Annotated in this window: 14 protein-coding genes, 2 pseudogenes and 1 riboswitch; of the genes and pseudogenes, 9 read left to right on the forward strand and 7 right to left on the reverse strand. The window is 36.1% G+C overall.

What is annotated here, in order from left to right; all coding sequences use genetic code 11:
• Positions 1-91: 91 nt before the first annotated feature.
• On the reverse strand, positions 92-724 hold the full coding sequence (locus Q9B79_RS03570; protein ID WP_306182641.1) for a cephalosporin hydroxylase family protein: 633 nt from the start codon (positions 722-724) through the stop codon (positions 92-94).
• Between the two features lie 181 nt (positions 725-905).
• On the opposite strand from Q9B79_RS03570, the gene Q9B79_RS03575 reads away from it, so the two are divergent.
• The 4 genes from Q9B79_RS03575 to Q9B79_RS03590 all read left to right on the forward strand — a co-directional run bounded on the left by Q9B79_RS03575 (position 906) and on the right by Q9B79_RS03590 (position 3,532).
• The gene (locus tag Q9B79_RS03575) at positions 906-1,430 is read left to right on the forward strand and encodes an NUDIX hydrolase (RefSeq protein ID WP_306182642.1); all 525 of its coding nucleotides are present in this window, start codon (positions 906-908) and stop codon (positions 1,428-1,430) included.
• A gap of 308 nt (positions 1,431-1,738) precedes the next feature.
• Positions 1,739-2,596 carry a DUF1259 domain-containing protein gene (locus Q9B79_RS03580; RefSeq protein WP_270707219.1) on the forward strand — a complete coding sequence of 286 codons (858 nt, stop codon included), beginning with the start codon at positions 1,739-1,741 and terminating at the stop codon, positions 2,594-2,596.
• A 422-nt stretch (positions 2,597-3,018) separates the two neighbouring features.
• Positions 3,019-3,171: a hypothetical protein gene (locus Q9B79_RS03585; RefSeq protein WP_306182643.1), complete on the forward strand. Its 153-nt coding sequence runs from the start codon at positions 3,019-3,021 to the stop codon at positions 3,169-3,171.
• A 166-nt stretch (positions 3,172-3,337) separates the two neighbouring features.
• Positions 3,338-3,532 carry a hypothetical protein gene (locus Q9B79_RS03590; RefSeq protein ID WP_088116020.1) on the forward strand — a complete coding sequence of 65 codons (195 nt, stop codon included), beginning with the start codon at positions 3,338-3,340 and terminating at the stop codon, positions 3,530-3,532.
• 61 nt (positions 3,533-3,593) lie between these two features.
• Here Q9B79_RS03590 and Q9B79_RS03595 read toward each other — a convergent pair.
• Positions 3,594-4,025, reverse strand: a pseudogene (locus Q9B79_RS03595) (SAM-dependent methyltransferase); the annotation flags it as partial.
• A gap of 491 nt (positions 4,026-4,516) precedes the next feature.
• Between Q9B79_RS03595 and Q9B79_RS03600 the strand changes: the two are divergent.
• Positions 4,517-5,374, forward strand: a complete 858-nt coding sequence (locus Q9B79_RS03600; RefSeq protein ID WP_306182644.1) for a PhzF family phenazine biosynthesis protein — start codon at positions 4,517-4,519, stop codon at positions 5,372-5,374.
• 50 nt (positions 5,375-5,424) lie between these two features.
• Here the strand turns inward: Q9B79_RS03600 and Q9B79_RS03605 are convergent, their stop codons facing one another.
• Positions 5,425-6,186, reverse strand: coding sequence for a class I SAM-dependent methyltransferase (locus tag Q9B79_RS03605; protein ID WP_306182645.1), 762 nt, complete (start codon positions 6,184-6,186; stop codon positions 5,425-5,427).
• Positions 6,187-6,383: 197 nt separating this feature from the next.
• Between Q9B79_RS03605 and Q9B79_RS03610 the strand changes: the two genes are divergently transcribed.
• Positions 6,384-6,860 carry a DUF2716 domain-containing protein gene (locus Q9B79_RS03610; RefSeq protein WP_306182646.1) on the forward strand — a complete coding sequence of 159 codons (477 nt, stop codon included), beginning with the start codon at positions 6,384-6,386 and terminating at the stop codon, positions 6,858-6,860.
• A gap of 64 nt (positions 6,861-6,924) precedes the next feature.
• Here Q9B79_RS03610 and Q9B79_RS03615 read toward each other — a convergent pair.
• Together Q9B79_RS03615 and Q9B79_RS03620 are read right to left on the reverse strand one after the other, a co-directional pair.
• A pseudogene (locus Q9B79_RS03615) lies at positions 6,925-7,092 on the reverse strand (DNA alkylation repair protein); the annotation flags it as partial.
• Between the two features lie 12 nt (positions 7,093-7,104).
• Positions 7,105-7,410, reverse strand: a complete 306-nt coding sequence (locus tag Q9B79_RS03620) for an iron-sulfur cluster biosynthesis family protein (RefSeq protein ID WP_306182647.1) — start codon at positions 7,408-7,410, stop codon at positions 7,105-7,107.
• Between the two features lie 545 nt (positions 7,411-7,955).
• Here Q9B79_RS03620 and Q9B79_RS03625 point away from each other — a divergent pair.
• Positions 7,956-8,828, forward strand: coding sequence for an aminoglycoside phosphotransferase family protein (locus Q9B79_RS03625; RefSeq protein ID WP_306182648.1), 873 nt, complete (start codon positions 7,956-7,958; stop codon positions 8,826-8,828).
• A gap of 131 nt (positions 8,829-8,959) precedes the next feature.
• Here the strand turns inward: Q9B79_RS03625 and Q9B79_RS03630 are convergent, their stop codons facing one another.
• Positions 8,960-10,426, reverse strand: coding sequence for an amino acid permease (locus Q9B79_RS03630; RefSeq protein WP_306182649.1), 1,467 nt, complete (start codon positions 10,424-10,426; stop codon positions 8,960-8,962).
• Positions 10,427-10,538: 112 nt separating this feature from the next.
• A riboswitch (Lysine riboswitch) is annotated at positions 10,539-10,731 on the reverse strand.
• A 322-nt stretch (positions 10,732-11,053) separates the two neighbouring features.
• Between Q9B79_RS03630 and Q9B79_RS03635 the strand changes: the two genes are divergently transcribed.
• Positions 11,054-11,503: a GNAT family N-acetyltransferase gene (locus Q9B79_RS03635; protein WP_306182650.1), complete on the forward strand. Its 450-nt coding sequence runs from the start codon at positions 11,054-11,056 to the stop codon at positions 11,501-11,503.
• A 40-nt stretch (positions 11,504-11,543) separates the two neighbouring features.
• Here the strand turns inward: Q9B79_RS03635 and Q9B79_RS03640 are convergent, their stop codons facing one another.
• Complete coding sequence (locus Q9B79_RS03640) at positions 11,544-12,554, reverse strand: sulfite exporter TauE/SafE family protein (protein ID WP_306182651.1); 1,011 nt, start codon at positions 12,552-12,554, stop codon at positions 11,544-11,546.
• A 98-nt stretch (positions 12,555-12,652) separates the two neighbouring features.
• Between Q9B79_RS03640 and Q9B79_RS03645 the strand changes: the two genes are divergently transcribed.
• The gene (locus tag Q9B79_RS03645; RefSeq protein ID WP_306182652.1) at positions 12,653-13,450 is read left to right on the forward strand and encodes a VOC family protein; all 798 of its coding nucleotides are present in this window, start codon (positions 12,653-12,655) and stop codon (positions 13,448-13,450) included.
• Positions 13,451-13,452: the final 2 nt, after the last annotated feature.

The following is a 13,452-nucleotide window of genomic DNA, read 5'->3' on the forward strand; positions in this document are numbered from 1 at the left end:
AAAGGAGTTAGGTGGGAGATCAACTGCCCGTAAAAGCCCGATTGGTTCAACTAATAATAAGTGGGGATGAACCCTCCCACTTATTAAAGTTTCACTTTATCTTCTTTAAAAAACCTTTTGGATTAAATGAAATGAAAAATTTATGCTTAGATTCATCGATTATGAAATTGTTATTTTTAGTTAAAAATTCTTCAACCGCTTCCATTGGACCAGGGCCCCAATCAGGAGAAACAGGGTTTCCATTAATAGATGTATCCTCTACAATAATATAACTGCCAGCAGTAACGATAGATTTATAAAGTAAAAGCTCTTTTGCGACATGCTCTTTACTATGATCTGAATCTAAAATAACTAAAATCACATCATCTGGTTTGCGTATATTTAATATTGTTTGGACGGCCTGTACAGAAACAGAGGAAGCTGTTAAATACGTAATTCGGTCATGAGATGGACGATTTGGTTGAGGGAATACATCGATAGTAAGAACGTGACCTTTTCCAATTAGATCTAATATAGAAGCTAAATACAATGCACTACCACCATAACAAGTACCACATTCAATAATTAAATCGGGTTTTAATTCGTAAACAATTTCTTGATACAAAAAAAGATCAGTGGGAAGTTTGAGAATGGGGACCCCAAGCCAATGTGTATCATATAACCAGACTCGACTATCGTAATATTGTTTTAAAAACTCGCTACTTATGTTATCGATTTTGAACACTCCTTTCTGAAACGAAAGTTGTACAATATGATATGTGAAATATAATTATAAGGAGAATGTTTTTTAATAAAAATGAGCAAAATACCTTATTAAAAACCAATTGTTTGTATAATAAAAAAATAATTCAACAAGTTCTAATCAAAATGCAATTTAATTATGTAGATAAAGGGAAACGGAACGTATGTATAAGTACACAATTTGCTTCATTAAAAAAGGAAATGAAATACTCTTATTGAATAGAAATAAAAAGCCGAATATGGGAATGTGGAATGGTGTCGGAGGAAAAATAGAAGAGAATGAAACGCCGTACGAAGGAATCATTCGAGAAACGCTTGAGGAAACAGGAATAGAGCTTCCAAGTGTAACGTATAAGGGAAATGTTATTTTTAAAGATAAAGACGAGTCTTGGGAGTGTGAGGGAATGTATGTATTCATTGCTGATTTACCAGATGGAGTGCATATGGACACGCCATTAAGTACGGCGGAAGGATTATTACAATGGAAAAAAATTGATTGGATATTAAATTGTGAAAATAGAGGTGTAGTTAGTAATTTACAAAGCTATTTACCAATAATATTAAATGAAGAAAATAAGTTAGAACATATATTCACATATGATCACCGGAATATTATTAATTACACAACTGCATGTTTGGAGGAAGATGATACGAACAAGCGGTATGAAAAACAACTTGTTTCTCCATAGAAAAAGTATAAAAATAATCACTCTTATAATCTAATAGAGATTATTTTAATAGAGCAATCAGCATTTTTATGTTGATTGCTCTCATTATTTAACTGAGAAAAAGACATGTTTAAAGTGTCCCTTATTATATGTATATAACTTTATTGTGTAACATAATTTAAAATATAGTTTGTACATTGAATAACTTGCTATGGTTCTCTATTAATCTTTCACAATTGTCTAAGCGGTTATTAGATTGCTAGCATAGAATATATTGTCTTCTGCAATTTTAGGAAGATAATCCTATAAAATTTTAGGAGGAATATACTATGGAAATAGAAAACCAACAAGTAGATCCAGTATTTGAAAATCTATGTCAACGATTTTTTGATATTCTAGGTGGTACTGATCACTCGATTGATCCAGGACCTGTATGTACTGTAACTCGAACTAGAATATTTGATGAAACAGTATTAGGAAGAAAATCAAATTCGCCTTTGGTGAATTATCAATTTTTTTCGTTTGAATCTCTTGATGAATCAGGAAATGCACTTTGTTTAGGGGAAACTGCAGCTTTTGAAAATCAGGTTGAACAAGTCCTTTCTAATCTTCGTGATCGCGGTATTATCGTATCGGGTTTGCACAATCACTGGATAAATGAAAATCCCCGTTTATTTTATATTCACTGGGAATCGATAGATGATCCTATTGCATTTGCGAGAAAATCAAGAGAATCTATTGATTTCTTAGGTCCAGTATTACCACCAGATTTGCCACCACCTGTAGTATCTCCAGAATTTCAAGCATTATGTGATGAATTTACTGCTACGCTAGGTGGTGACGGTGAAATTGAAACAGGGCCTGTATGTTTTGTTATGCGGAATGTGAATTTTGGAGCGACTATCTTTGGAAGACCTGCAAATTCACCTCTTGTGGGACATCAACTTTTTTCGTTCGAATCCCTCGATCCATCCGAAGTTGCACTTTGTTTAGGTGAAACGGCAACGACTCAAGATCAAACTGATCAACTAATCTCACAACTTCTGAGATTTGGCTTTAAAGTATCGGCATTTCACAATCATTGGCTAGATGATAATCCACATTTAATATATGTTCACTGGGAATCGGTAGAAGATCCTATTGCATTTGCGAGAAAAACGAAAAATGCGATTGCGTTTTTGGGCTAGTTTTAATAAGTTAATTTAAATAAAAGAACTTGCTATTTTATAATAATTGGCAGAGTCGTGACCGCTTTTTCGCGGTAAATGTGCCAGTTGTCTTGGAAGCAATGTGATATATTTGTATTGTGAGTAGCGGTGGAAAACATTGCTCATAAAATTCCTTATAACTGAAAATGGATTGTCATAACCGGTGGCGATGGTTGTAGAATGAATAGTTGTTTTTGATTTCACATTTAATTGCAATTCACGTTGTGTATACGGAGAAGGGCTTTTGTTCTTCTAACTATTTAATAAAGTATGTAATGAAGAAAAATTTAACAATATTAGGTAGTTAAAAGAAGAATGAAAATTCATATGTCGTATTTCAATTACAATATAATTAGTAAATAAAAAGTATCCAGGGAGGATACTTTTTATTTTGGAGGAAAGTGAAAGTAGTAGGAAATAAGAATGTAGTATCAGCTAATTTTTTGGATAAGGGTGATACAGTTGAATTTAATTGTGAAGGGAAAGTTATGACTCAAGCTATTATCAAATGTATAAAAGAAATGGGCGAAATTAAAGTGCCGTTTTTATTTTGATTAAAATAATATTAATGATGATTGTAGGCGCAACCTTTACATGGTTAGCGTCTGATTTGTTGTTAAGGGAAGATGGGTAGAAAAAATAGACTAGTAAACAAGCTGTTATTGACTTTTAAACATAGAATAAGATGAGTCTTATTAAAAAGAGGAGGGGATTATAGTTATGGGATGTAATAATAATTTCAGACGCTTTCGAAATTGTAATAGATTTTGGGATGATTTAATGTTTTGCAGATGCGGACATAGAGACTGTGATGAATGTCGTTGTAAACGTAACCGTGATTGCGATTGTGATAAATGTCGTCGTAGACGTAACCATGATCGTGACTGTGATTGTGATGAGCGTAAAGAGTGGTAAATTCCTTTGGAAGAGTGCTTTGAAGAAAAGCACTCTTTTTTTTATTTAGTATTCTATATTACTAGCCTCGAATCGCCTTAATGATAAAGCAATGTTGCTTCACATCAAAATATCCTTTTTGCAAGATAATCTCATGCATACGATATAACTCCTCATAATACCTTTCGACAGTAAAATCAGGAATTTGTCACGGAATCGCTTTTAAATAATAGACAATAGCGCCAATATCATAAAAACGTTGGAAAGGAAACTCTTCTTTTGCTTCTAAAATAGTAAATCTATTTTCCTCTAACTCACTACATGCAGTTTCGAGTGACCAACTTGCAAATTCGATATTTAGCGGTGAGCCAAACTGCTCATTAAGTTCAGCGCAATCAAGACTGCCAACTTGTTGTGAGAGAAAAATCCCAGTAGGAGAAAGAATTCTGTTTACCTCAGAAGCAGCATACGATTCATGTAGATTTAAGATTAGATCAAATTGACCATCTTGAAATGAAAAGACTACGTTAAAATTAGATGAAAAATGGGATGATATTACTTTTCTCGTATTGAAAGAGTAAATAAAATGATGTGAAGGAGATAACTTAAATTATGGCATTCAAAGCGAGGAAGAACTAAATAAAGCTCTCGAGGCAGCTAAAGCGAGTCTAGAAATAGAGGGTATGAACATTACAAAAGAAATGGAAAAAATTATAAAAGAAAAGTTAGCTGGAAAGATAACGCGCAAGTAACTTATTACATTAGCTGATACGATTGTGAGAAGCGAACGTACTTAATGATCTAGAAGTTGCCACAAATTTTGTTAAATAAACGGGAAAAAAGAGATGGTAAATCCAACTCTCAGGCTGTAGGTAAACTATTTTTGGAGAGTTCAGATACTAAAAAATAGTTTGTCTCTAGCTTCACGGCGAATTTATCCAACAATATATATATGTAGTACGTTCTATGCTACAATTTACTATAAGTGAGGAAGGAAGGTGTCTTATGAAAATATCCGTTTATGTTGCAAGTGCATTTAGCAAGGATCATAAAGGTGGAAATAAAGCAGGAGTGGTATTTATGGAGAATCCATTGACCACTACTCAAAAAATGGCAATAGCCAAACAACTGGGCTATGCGGAAACCGCATTTATATCAGAATCTGAAATTGCTGATTATAAAATTGAGTATTTTACACCAAAAGAAGAAGTTGATTTATGTGGTCATGCGACAATTGGTTCTTTCGCGATACTGATGCATGTAAATAAACTTTTCAAGAATCGCTATACGATTGAAACGAACAGCGGTGTTCTGACTATCACCATAAAAGATGACATCATATTCATGGAACAAAACGAACCGATATTCTATGATGTTATATCTCCAAATGAATTTATCGACTGCTTTGACATTAATAATATAGACAATACATACCCAATTCAAATTGTCTCTACGGGTTTAAAAGATATTTTAATTCCTATAAAAAGTGAAACACAATTACATACAATGCAACCTAATTTTGAAAAAATTAAAGAAATCAGCAAGTATTATAATGTTGTCGGGATGCATCTATATACTTTTAATGACAATCGAATAATATGCAGAAACTTTGCTCCGCTATATGACATCAATGAAGAAGCAGCGACTGGAACTTCAAATGGTGCATTAGCTTGCTACCTTTATGAACAGCACTATTTGCAAAAAGAAGTCTATGTATTTGAACAAGGTTATTCTTTACACTCGCCTTCTGAAATATTAGTTAAATTAGCAACCGATAGCGAGAATAAAATAGAAAAAGTTTATGTTGGTGGTAAAGGCTATTACTGTGAAACGAAGTATTTAAATGTAGAAAATATTGATTGAAAAAAAGAGATGGTAGATCCATCTCTTTTTCATTTTCATATGCTCCGTGATTAACTGCGAATCGCTTTAATCAGAAAACGATGTTGCTTCACATCAAAATAACCTTTTTGTAAGATGATTTCATGTATAAGATATAATTCCTCATAGTAACCTTCGACAGTAAAATCAGGAATTTGCCACGGAATCGCTTTTAAATAATAGACGATCGCACCAATGTCGTAAAAGCGTTGAAAAGGGAATTCTTCTTTTGCTTCTAAAATAGTAAATCCATTTTCCTTTAACTCACTACATGCCACTTCGAGCGACCAATTTGCAAATTCGTTATTTAGCGGCGCGTTAAACTGCTCATTAAGTTCCGCACAATCGAGACCACCAACTTGTTGGGTAAGGAAAATCCCATTTGGAGAAAGGATTCTGTTTACCTCAGAGGCAGCATATGATTCATGTTGATTTATGATTAAATTAAATTGACCATCTTGAAATGGCAAAGCGGTATCATCCGTTACCTTTACAACTGTAACCCCTAAAGGTTCTAATTTCTTTCGAGCGATTGGCACGTTTGGAGCAAAGCCCTCAGTAGCATAAATAGTTGAAGGGAACGGTTGCAACATAGATAAAAACTCTCCGCCGCCAGCACCCATATCGAGCATTGATATTGCATGCTGCATAAGCTGGAAAGCAGCGCTGCCATACGACCACGATAAAGGTGCGCTCTTCATCCGACCCGTTTCTGAAATGAAAGAAAAATCCCAACCGCTAAAATTTGTATTAGCACTTTCTAATAAAGTTAAAAATAATGGATCACGTTTCATAATTGTATCCTCCTATTTTGTAAGTAAATGATATGATGAGAAAAGAAAAAAGGAGGACCTCTTATTAAAGTGGAACATTTTTACGTTTCGTGTTTGAATAGATTCATATACATTTGCTCCTTGTGAGAATGGTTATTTATATATTCTAGATAATCGAGTGGAATTCCTTTGAAGTTAGTAGGAAAGGTAGTTGTTTAATGGAAAACTGGATAGAGTTTACGGACAAAGAGAATGATCAAATTTGGGATAAGATATATAGTGAGCTTGACTTTTCACCAAGTGATTCTATATTTCCATCATTTATGGTATCAAGTCCTTTTGTTACATATGATATTTCTCATTACTTTGGAGAGTCGATAAACGATCTGGAAAGTAAAGCGTTACAAGCCTTTCAAGAAATTACAGCATCGAATGAATATATCATGGCACTGGATTGGCAACATGAGTGTTATTGGGTGAATCCACATGTAGAGTTTGAAAGAAATGAATTTGATGAGTGGATGATACCTGTATTTCCAAATGGAGATTACTATTTCTTTATTCAGAAAGAATTTAAGTGGGGCTATTTAGGCCACCCTTGGGAAGAGAGTATAACGATATTTGGAAAAGAACTTATAGAAAGCTTTGAACGAAATAAGCCGGAAATGTTTCGAAATATTTTAAGGCAAGGGTAATGGTTGAAAGAGGAAAACCGCTTATACTTCATTCTTGAAGCATAAGCGGTTTTCTTTAAAATACTTAAAAAGAAAAATCTTTTGGCAAAGTATCACTTTTAATCACCATTCTTAACCCATGTTTTATAATCCAAGGGTTAATAGGATGTTGTTTATCATGTAACTGCTGCAACAATTGAAAAACGAGTTCGTTATCTTCTTTCGTAATCTCGTTAATATGATTGGCTACTGATAAAAACAATTTTTATTCTTTAATCGACAACCCATAAACCAAAGTCTCGCTCGGAGTCGTAATACTAAAACCAGTCGTCTTATAATCAAGTTTCACCGTATCACCAGTGTATTCTTTCGTAAATGAATCCATTTGTACGGTAAAATTAGCATCTTCATATACAACGTCATCTGCATTATATATATCCCAAATTAAATCAACATCAACGAAAATACTACAAGAGTTTGTCATTGTCCCTCTAATGCGAATGATCTTTTTATCTTCACGTTCTAATCTATGTATAGCTGCTTTTGCTTCATCAGTAATGCGAATGTTCATCGTATCCCAACCTTTATGTATATTTCCTTTATTATTGCAAAAACAGGAGAAATAGGGAAGGGAGAACATGCCCATCAAGCTAAGATTAAGTAAAATTCCGATTAACTAGATTTTTTTGTTTTCTAAAGAATTGGTATCAGTTATCTAAAAATCTGCATACCAAATAAACCTGTATAAGGTGAATTTTATGCAAGTTGTTGAAGTAGATGTGGAGATAGATATCGCTGTAGTTCTTCAGCGAACAAATGAAATTCATCTTGAATCGATAGAATCATACAAAACGCCATCCTTACTGTATTTTTTTACAAAAAGAATAACGCTTCCTATAAATTATAGGTATAAATTCATCTTAGGTTGATAGTAATGTAACATGCCCCTTATAGGGTGGGGTTACAATTGAATAAATTAAGAGAAGTTAATTTTTTAAGGTGTGACTGCATTTTATAATGAAAAAGTGTGGCTTTTTGACTTTTGGTATACGGATAATGATTATAATTTTCCCCTAATAAAAGTTTATGTCAGAGCTACCAAGGAGAGATCATACGATGTCCGAGAAGCTGCATGCTGACGAATTGGAAATTGAAGAGCGACTTGTACGTCGTTTGCTTGTCGATCAGTTCCCCCGCTGGGCAGAGTTGCCCCTTCGAAAGGTAGAGCCAGTTGGAACGGTAAATGCCGTTTTCCGACTTGGCGACGAATATTCCATTCGGCTAGCGAGAAGGGAAGGACCGACCACACCAGGAGGACACGAGTTCCTATGGCTACCAAAACTAGCGCCATTAGTTCCGCTTGAAATCCCTGTACCTATCGCTCAGGGGCGCCCAAATAACGACTACCCATGGTTTTGGGAGATACATTCGTGGCTGAGGGGTGAAACGGTGCCGATAGAGGCGATTGACGAGATTCAGGCAGCACGCGATCTCGCAGGGTTTGTCCTAGCACTGCAACAAGTTGATCCAACGGGTGGGCCGTTAGGACGCGGAATTCCTTTGGCACAACGGGACAAGGACTTCCGATATTGGCTAGCACGATTTAATGGCGATCCCGCGGTGTCTGCTGTATGGGAGTCGGCTCTTTCTGCGACTCCGTGGAACGGTCCACCTGTTTGGCATCACGGCGATCTAGATGCACGTAACTGGCTCGTACGTGATAAGCGTATTAGCGGTGTAATTGATTGGGGGATGATGGGTATAGGTGACCCTGCGTGTGATGTAATGGTCGCGTGGAAGTTGCACTCGCCAGAGGCGCGCGATGGGTTCCTTGATGCTATTCGTACAGACGATGCTACATTGGCAAGGGCCCGCGGATGGGTTGTATCACAGGCAGTTGCAATCCTTGCCTACTACACGCCGCAAAACAATCCAATTTTGTACAATGAGGCGAAATCCTGGCTAGACCTAGTACTAGATCAAAAGTAATTCAGTGATTTTAATGAAAGAATAACGTTTTTTTCATTTTTGAGGAAATTCGTTTCCTTAACTTGATGGCATGGGAAGGGAGAAGCATTGGAATAAAAAACGAGCAAACACATTTGTTTGCTCGTTTCACTTTATTTTAGTTCACATTTATCAAGTGGAATCACTTTCGTTTTCTTCGTAAATTTATATCCTAACCATAGTACTAAGAAGAGTGGTAAACCGATGTAAGAAACGAGTACGCCGTTCCAGTCGATTGATTCACCCATAAATGCCCCGTAGTTTTGGCCTAAAATTACGATGATACAAAGTGCAAATGCGAAGATTGGACCGAACGGGAACCATTTTGCTCTATATGGTAAGTCTTTTAAATCTTTACCTTGTGCGATATATGCTTTACGGAAACGGTAATGACTAATTGCAATTCCGACCCATGCGATAAAGCCAGACATTCCAGATGCGTTTAATAACCAAATGTATACAACACCGTCACCGAATAAAGAAGCAATGAAAGCGATACTACCGACAATTGACGTTACGATTAATGCGTTAACAGGTACACCGCGGCTATCTAATTTGCCTAAGAATTTTGGTGCTTTTCCTTGGCGAGCTAAATCCCAAAGCATACGAGTTGATGCGTACATACCAGAGTTACCAGCAGATAGTACTGCCGTTAAAATAACAGCGTTCATAACAGAAGCAGCAAAGGCAACGCCCGCTTTTTCAAAAATAAGTGTAAATGGACTTACTGTTACATCGCTTGCAGCAAGGCTTTCAGTCGTATAAGGAATTAATAAACCGATAACGAGAATCGCAAGGATATAGAATAAAAGAATACGCCAAAAGATAGAACGAATTGCTTTCGGAATATTACGCTCTGGATCAGATGTTTCACCAGCAGCAACTCCTAACAATTCAGTACCTTGGAAGGAGAAACCAGCTGCCATAAACACACCGATAATTGCCATGATGCCGCCGTTAAATGGAGCATCTGCAACAGTGAAGTTTTTGAAGCCAACAGTTTCACCGCCCATAATTCCAAAAATCATCATGAAGCCGACAATTAAAAAGATAATAATAGTAACGACTTTAATAAGTGCGAACCAATATTCAGATTCACCAAACCCTTTAACAGATAAGTAGTTTAAAAGGAAAATAATAGCTAAACATAATCCGCTCCAAATAAGAGAAGGGGTATCAGGGAACCAAAATTTCATAATTAATGTTACAGCCGCTAGTTCAGCAGCAATTGTAATGGCCCAGTTATACCAATAGTTCCATCCGAGTGCAAAGCCAAGTGATGGATCAACAAATTTTGTTGCGTACGTGCTAAAAGAACCGGTAACAGGCATGTAAGCTGCGAGTTCAGCTAAGCTTGTCATTAAAAAGTAAACCATAATCCCAATTGCGGCGTATGCAATTAATGCGCCACCAGGTCCAGCTGAATGGATGACACCACCGCTGGCAAGAAATAATCCGGTACCAATTGTACCGCCGAGAGAAATCATTGTAAGGTGCCTAGATTTTAGACCGCGTCTTAATTCACCTGTTTCTTTTGTAGTTTGCGTTTTAGAGGTAGCTTGATTCGTTGCGCTATTCATGTTCAACACTCCTTTTCTTGTAAGATAGGAAGGAGCGGGGGAGAAAAATACAAAAAACCGCCAAAGGAATTTGGCGGAACGTTTCACAAATAACCACCCCATCATACCCTTCCGTTAAGATAGCACCCCACGTTTACACGGTAATTTTGTAAACGTGACAGTTCTGTTCCTTTCGGAGACAGCCCCAGCTCATATTTCCAGAGAAGAAATATAAACTTCGGCAACTTTTCCTTTCAAACGGAGTCGGTGACATTCCCTGTGTCTCGTCCGTCTTACTCTTAAAAGTCGCAACCTCTACCTCATCGGATTGATGAGGATTTATATATTGCTAAGATTTTTAATATATGGCAATTGTAATGAGTTTCTGGATATATTGCAAGATATTTTGTTAGGAAAAGTCAAAAAATATCGGTTATTGTATAGGAAACGCTTGCAAAACTCCACCCGAACCTACTGTTATGTAACAAAAAATAAAGAAAGAAATTGTTATACAAATGTTTCGCAAAAAATATTGAAAAACCCTTCAAAAATAAAAGGAAATTCAGAAAATATAATTCGACATTTATAATAAGGTCATATTTTTTGATATAATTAGAGAAACGTTGAATCAAAAAAGGAGAAATCAATATGAAATTAGAAACAGAAAGGCTTTATATAGTACCGTGTACAGAAGAGAGTATTCACGTCGCTAACGAGCAAGGATATAATAGTGGTCCACATATTGTAGGGCATGTAGAAAATGTAAAACAAAATAAGGCTTTATTACCTTGGGGGGCGTGGTATGTCATTCGCAAAGAAGATGACATCGTTCTAGGGGATATAGGATTTAAAGGGAAACCAAATGAGGATCATACAGTAGAAATTGGTTACGGTTTTATTGAGAAATATTGGAATAAAGGATATGCGACAGAAGCTGTAAGAGAATTAATAAATTGGGCTTTTCAAACAGGAGAGGTAGAAACAATTATTGCGGAGACACTTCTTGAAAATGAAAGCTCGATTCGTGTATTAGAGAAATTACATATGAAGAGAACTGGCACTACAGAAACGATGATTAATTGGAAAATAGAAAAATAAAAAATACCGCTCGAAGTATATCGGGCGGTATTTTTTATCGTTATGGTAGCATTTGTTTTTGATCATTCGGATATCCAGTTGTCGGTGTGTTAGAACGATTGGAATGATTGCGAATAGCAATGAAAATAGAAATAATAACGACAAGACCAACGGCCACGTAAGAAAGTGAAATAATAGTTGGATCCACTTTAAATGTAGTAAGTAGTGTACGAATGTTTGTAAAGATTATAAGGCCACCAACTAATACGCCAAGTAAATGAGAAGGAACGATGCGCACTAGCCATGCAGCGATCGGTGCCGCTACGATACCACCAAGCATAAGAGAAAATACCCAAACCCAACTTACTTGTTCCCAGCCAAGTGAGATGAAAAAGCCAATTGTTGCAGCGAGTGAAACAGGAAACTCACTCGTATCTACAGATCCGATAACCTTTCTAGCTTCATTTCCTCTTGCTAAAAGTACAGGTGTCGTAATCGGCCCCCAGCCACCACCACCAGTTGAATCAACGAATCCAGCGAATAAGCCAAGCGGAACAAGCTGTTTAGCAGACATACGTTTATTTGAAGTAACAATTTGTTTTTGAATGATGAATCGTAATAAAATATAAACCCCTAAAGTAAATAAAAATATGGAAATGTACGGTTTAATTACATCACCAGGTAAATTGCTTAAAAAACATGCCCCAATAAATGCGCCAATTGCTCCTGGCAATGTAAGTCTAGAAACTGTATATTTATCAACGTTGCCAAATTTGAGGTGTGATGCACCAGAAGCAGCAGTTGTAACGACTTCAGCTAAATGAACAGATGCGGAAGCTACAGCCGGTGCGATACCAAACATTAATAATAGTGAGGTAGATGTTACCCCGTACGCCATTCCAAGTGCTCCATCAATCAATTGAGCGAAAAACCCAATAATAGCAAAGACAATTAATTTCTGCATAAATAATCCCCCTGTAATAATAAATGAAAAAGACACCTTTCCCGTATGAGAAAAGTGCCTTTGGTTTTTCCAATCAGCAATAATTAAATTTGTTTTATTATAATACATATTAATCGTATAAATCAACTAGGCTTTAGAGTTTTTTGAATTGAATGAAAGAAAAATAAAATATACAATAAAAGGATGGAGAGAAAGGGGAGAAAGACATGTTACGATTTGATCATCTCGTACACGCAGTACATGGTACACCGGAGAAAGCAGCAAAACAAATGCAGGAGCTTGGATTTCATACGGCAATAGGCGGAGAACATATTACTTGGGGTACTTGGAATAGTTTATGTTATTTTGATTTATCATATATAGAATTTTTGGCAGTTCAGCATGAAGAAAAAGCGAAGAAAGCAGACAATCCATTAGTACAAGAAACAGTAGTGAAATTACAAGCCGGAGAAGGGATGCTGCAAATCGCAATTCGAACAGATACTATTGAAGAGCTAGCAGTTAAGTTTAGTAAGCACGGTTTACATACGATAGGACCATTTGAAGGAAAGCGAATGAGAAAAGATGGTCGCCTTTTAGAATGGAAAATGTTATTTGTAAAGCAAGAAGAGTACGGACCCAAATTACCTTTCTTTATACAGTGGAATGAAACAGACGAAGAAAGAAGAAACGATTTACGTAACATTGGGACGATCACTGAACATAAAAACAAAGTACAACAAATTGAAACGATTCATTACGCAGTGAAAAATGTTCGAGAAACAGTGCGGAAATGGAAAGCAGTCATGGAGCTAACTGCAAGCCCAGTCGTGAAAAATGAAGAATGGAATACGGAGTGTCAAAGTGTATCGTTTGGTGACATTCAAGTACAGTTTTGTGAACCGATTGGAGAAGGTCTAGTGCAAGAATATCTAAAGAATTATGGTGAATATCCATTTGCAGTCGAGTTTAAAGGGGAAAATAAACGAGAGCATGAAGTGTTAGGGAGTTTGTACATATATTGATA

The sequence above is a fragment of the Bacillus sp. MHSD_36 genome (genome assembly GCF_030757775.1).
Classification (GTDB): Bacteria; Bacillota; Bacilli; order Bacillales; family Bacillaceae_G; genus Bacillus_A.

Bases quoted from the DNA above. Each gene is read 5' to 3' on its own strand.
- Q9B79_RS03575 (WP_306182642.1), top strand. From the start codon at position 906: ATGTATAAGTACACAATTTGCTTCATTAAAAAAGGAAATGAAATACTC.
- Q9B79_RS03580 (WP_270707219.1), top strand. From the start codon at position 1,739: ATGGAAATAGAAAACCAACAAGTAGATCCAGTATTTGAAAATCTATGT.
- Q9B79_RS03590 (WP_088116020.1), top strand. From the start codon at position 3,338: ATGGGATGTAATAATAATTTCAGACGCTTTCGAAATTGTAATAGATTT.
- Q9B79_RS03600 (WP_306182644.1), top strand. From the start codon at position 4,517: ATGAAAATATCCGTTTATGTTGCAAGTGCATTTAGCAAGGATCATAAA.
- Q9B79_RS03605 (WP_306182645.1), bottom strand. From the start codon at position 6,186: ATGAAACGTGATCCATTATTTTTAACTTTATTAGAAAGTGCTAATACA.
- Q9B79_RS03610 (WP_306182646.1), top strand. From the start codon at position 6,384: ATGGAAAACTGGATAGAGTTTACGGACAAAGAGAATGATCAAATTTGG.
- Q9B79_RS03620 (WP_306182647.1), bottom strand. From the start codon at position 7,410: ATGAACATTCGCATTACTGATGAAGCAAAAGCAGCTATACATAGATTA.
- Q9B79_RS03625 (WP_306182648.1), top strand. From the start codon at position 7,956: ATGTCCGAGAAGCTGCATGCTGACGAATTGGAAATTGAAGAGCGACTT.
- Q9B79_RS03630 (WP_306182649.1), bottom strand. From the start codon at position 10,426: ATGAATAGCGCAACGAATCAAGCTACCTCTAAAACGCAAACTACAAAA.
- Q9B79_RS03635 (WP_306182650.1), top strand. From the start codon at position 11,054: ATGAAATTAGAAACAGAAAGGCTTTATATAGTACCGTGTACAGAAGAG.
- Q9B79_RS03640 (WP_306182651.1), bottom strand. From the start codon at position 12,554: ATGTATTATAATAAAACAAATTTAATTATTGCTGATTGGAAAAACCAA.
- Q9B79_RS03645 (WP_306182652.1), top strand. From the start codon at position 12,653: ATGTTACGATTTGATCATCTCGTACACGCAGTACATGGTACACCGGAG.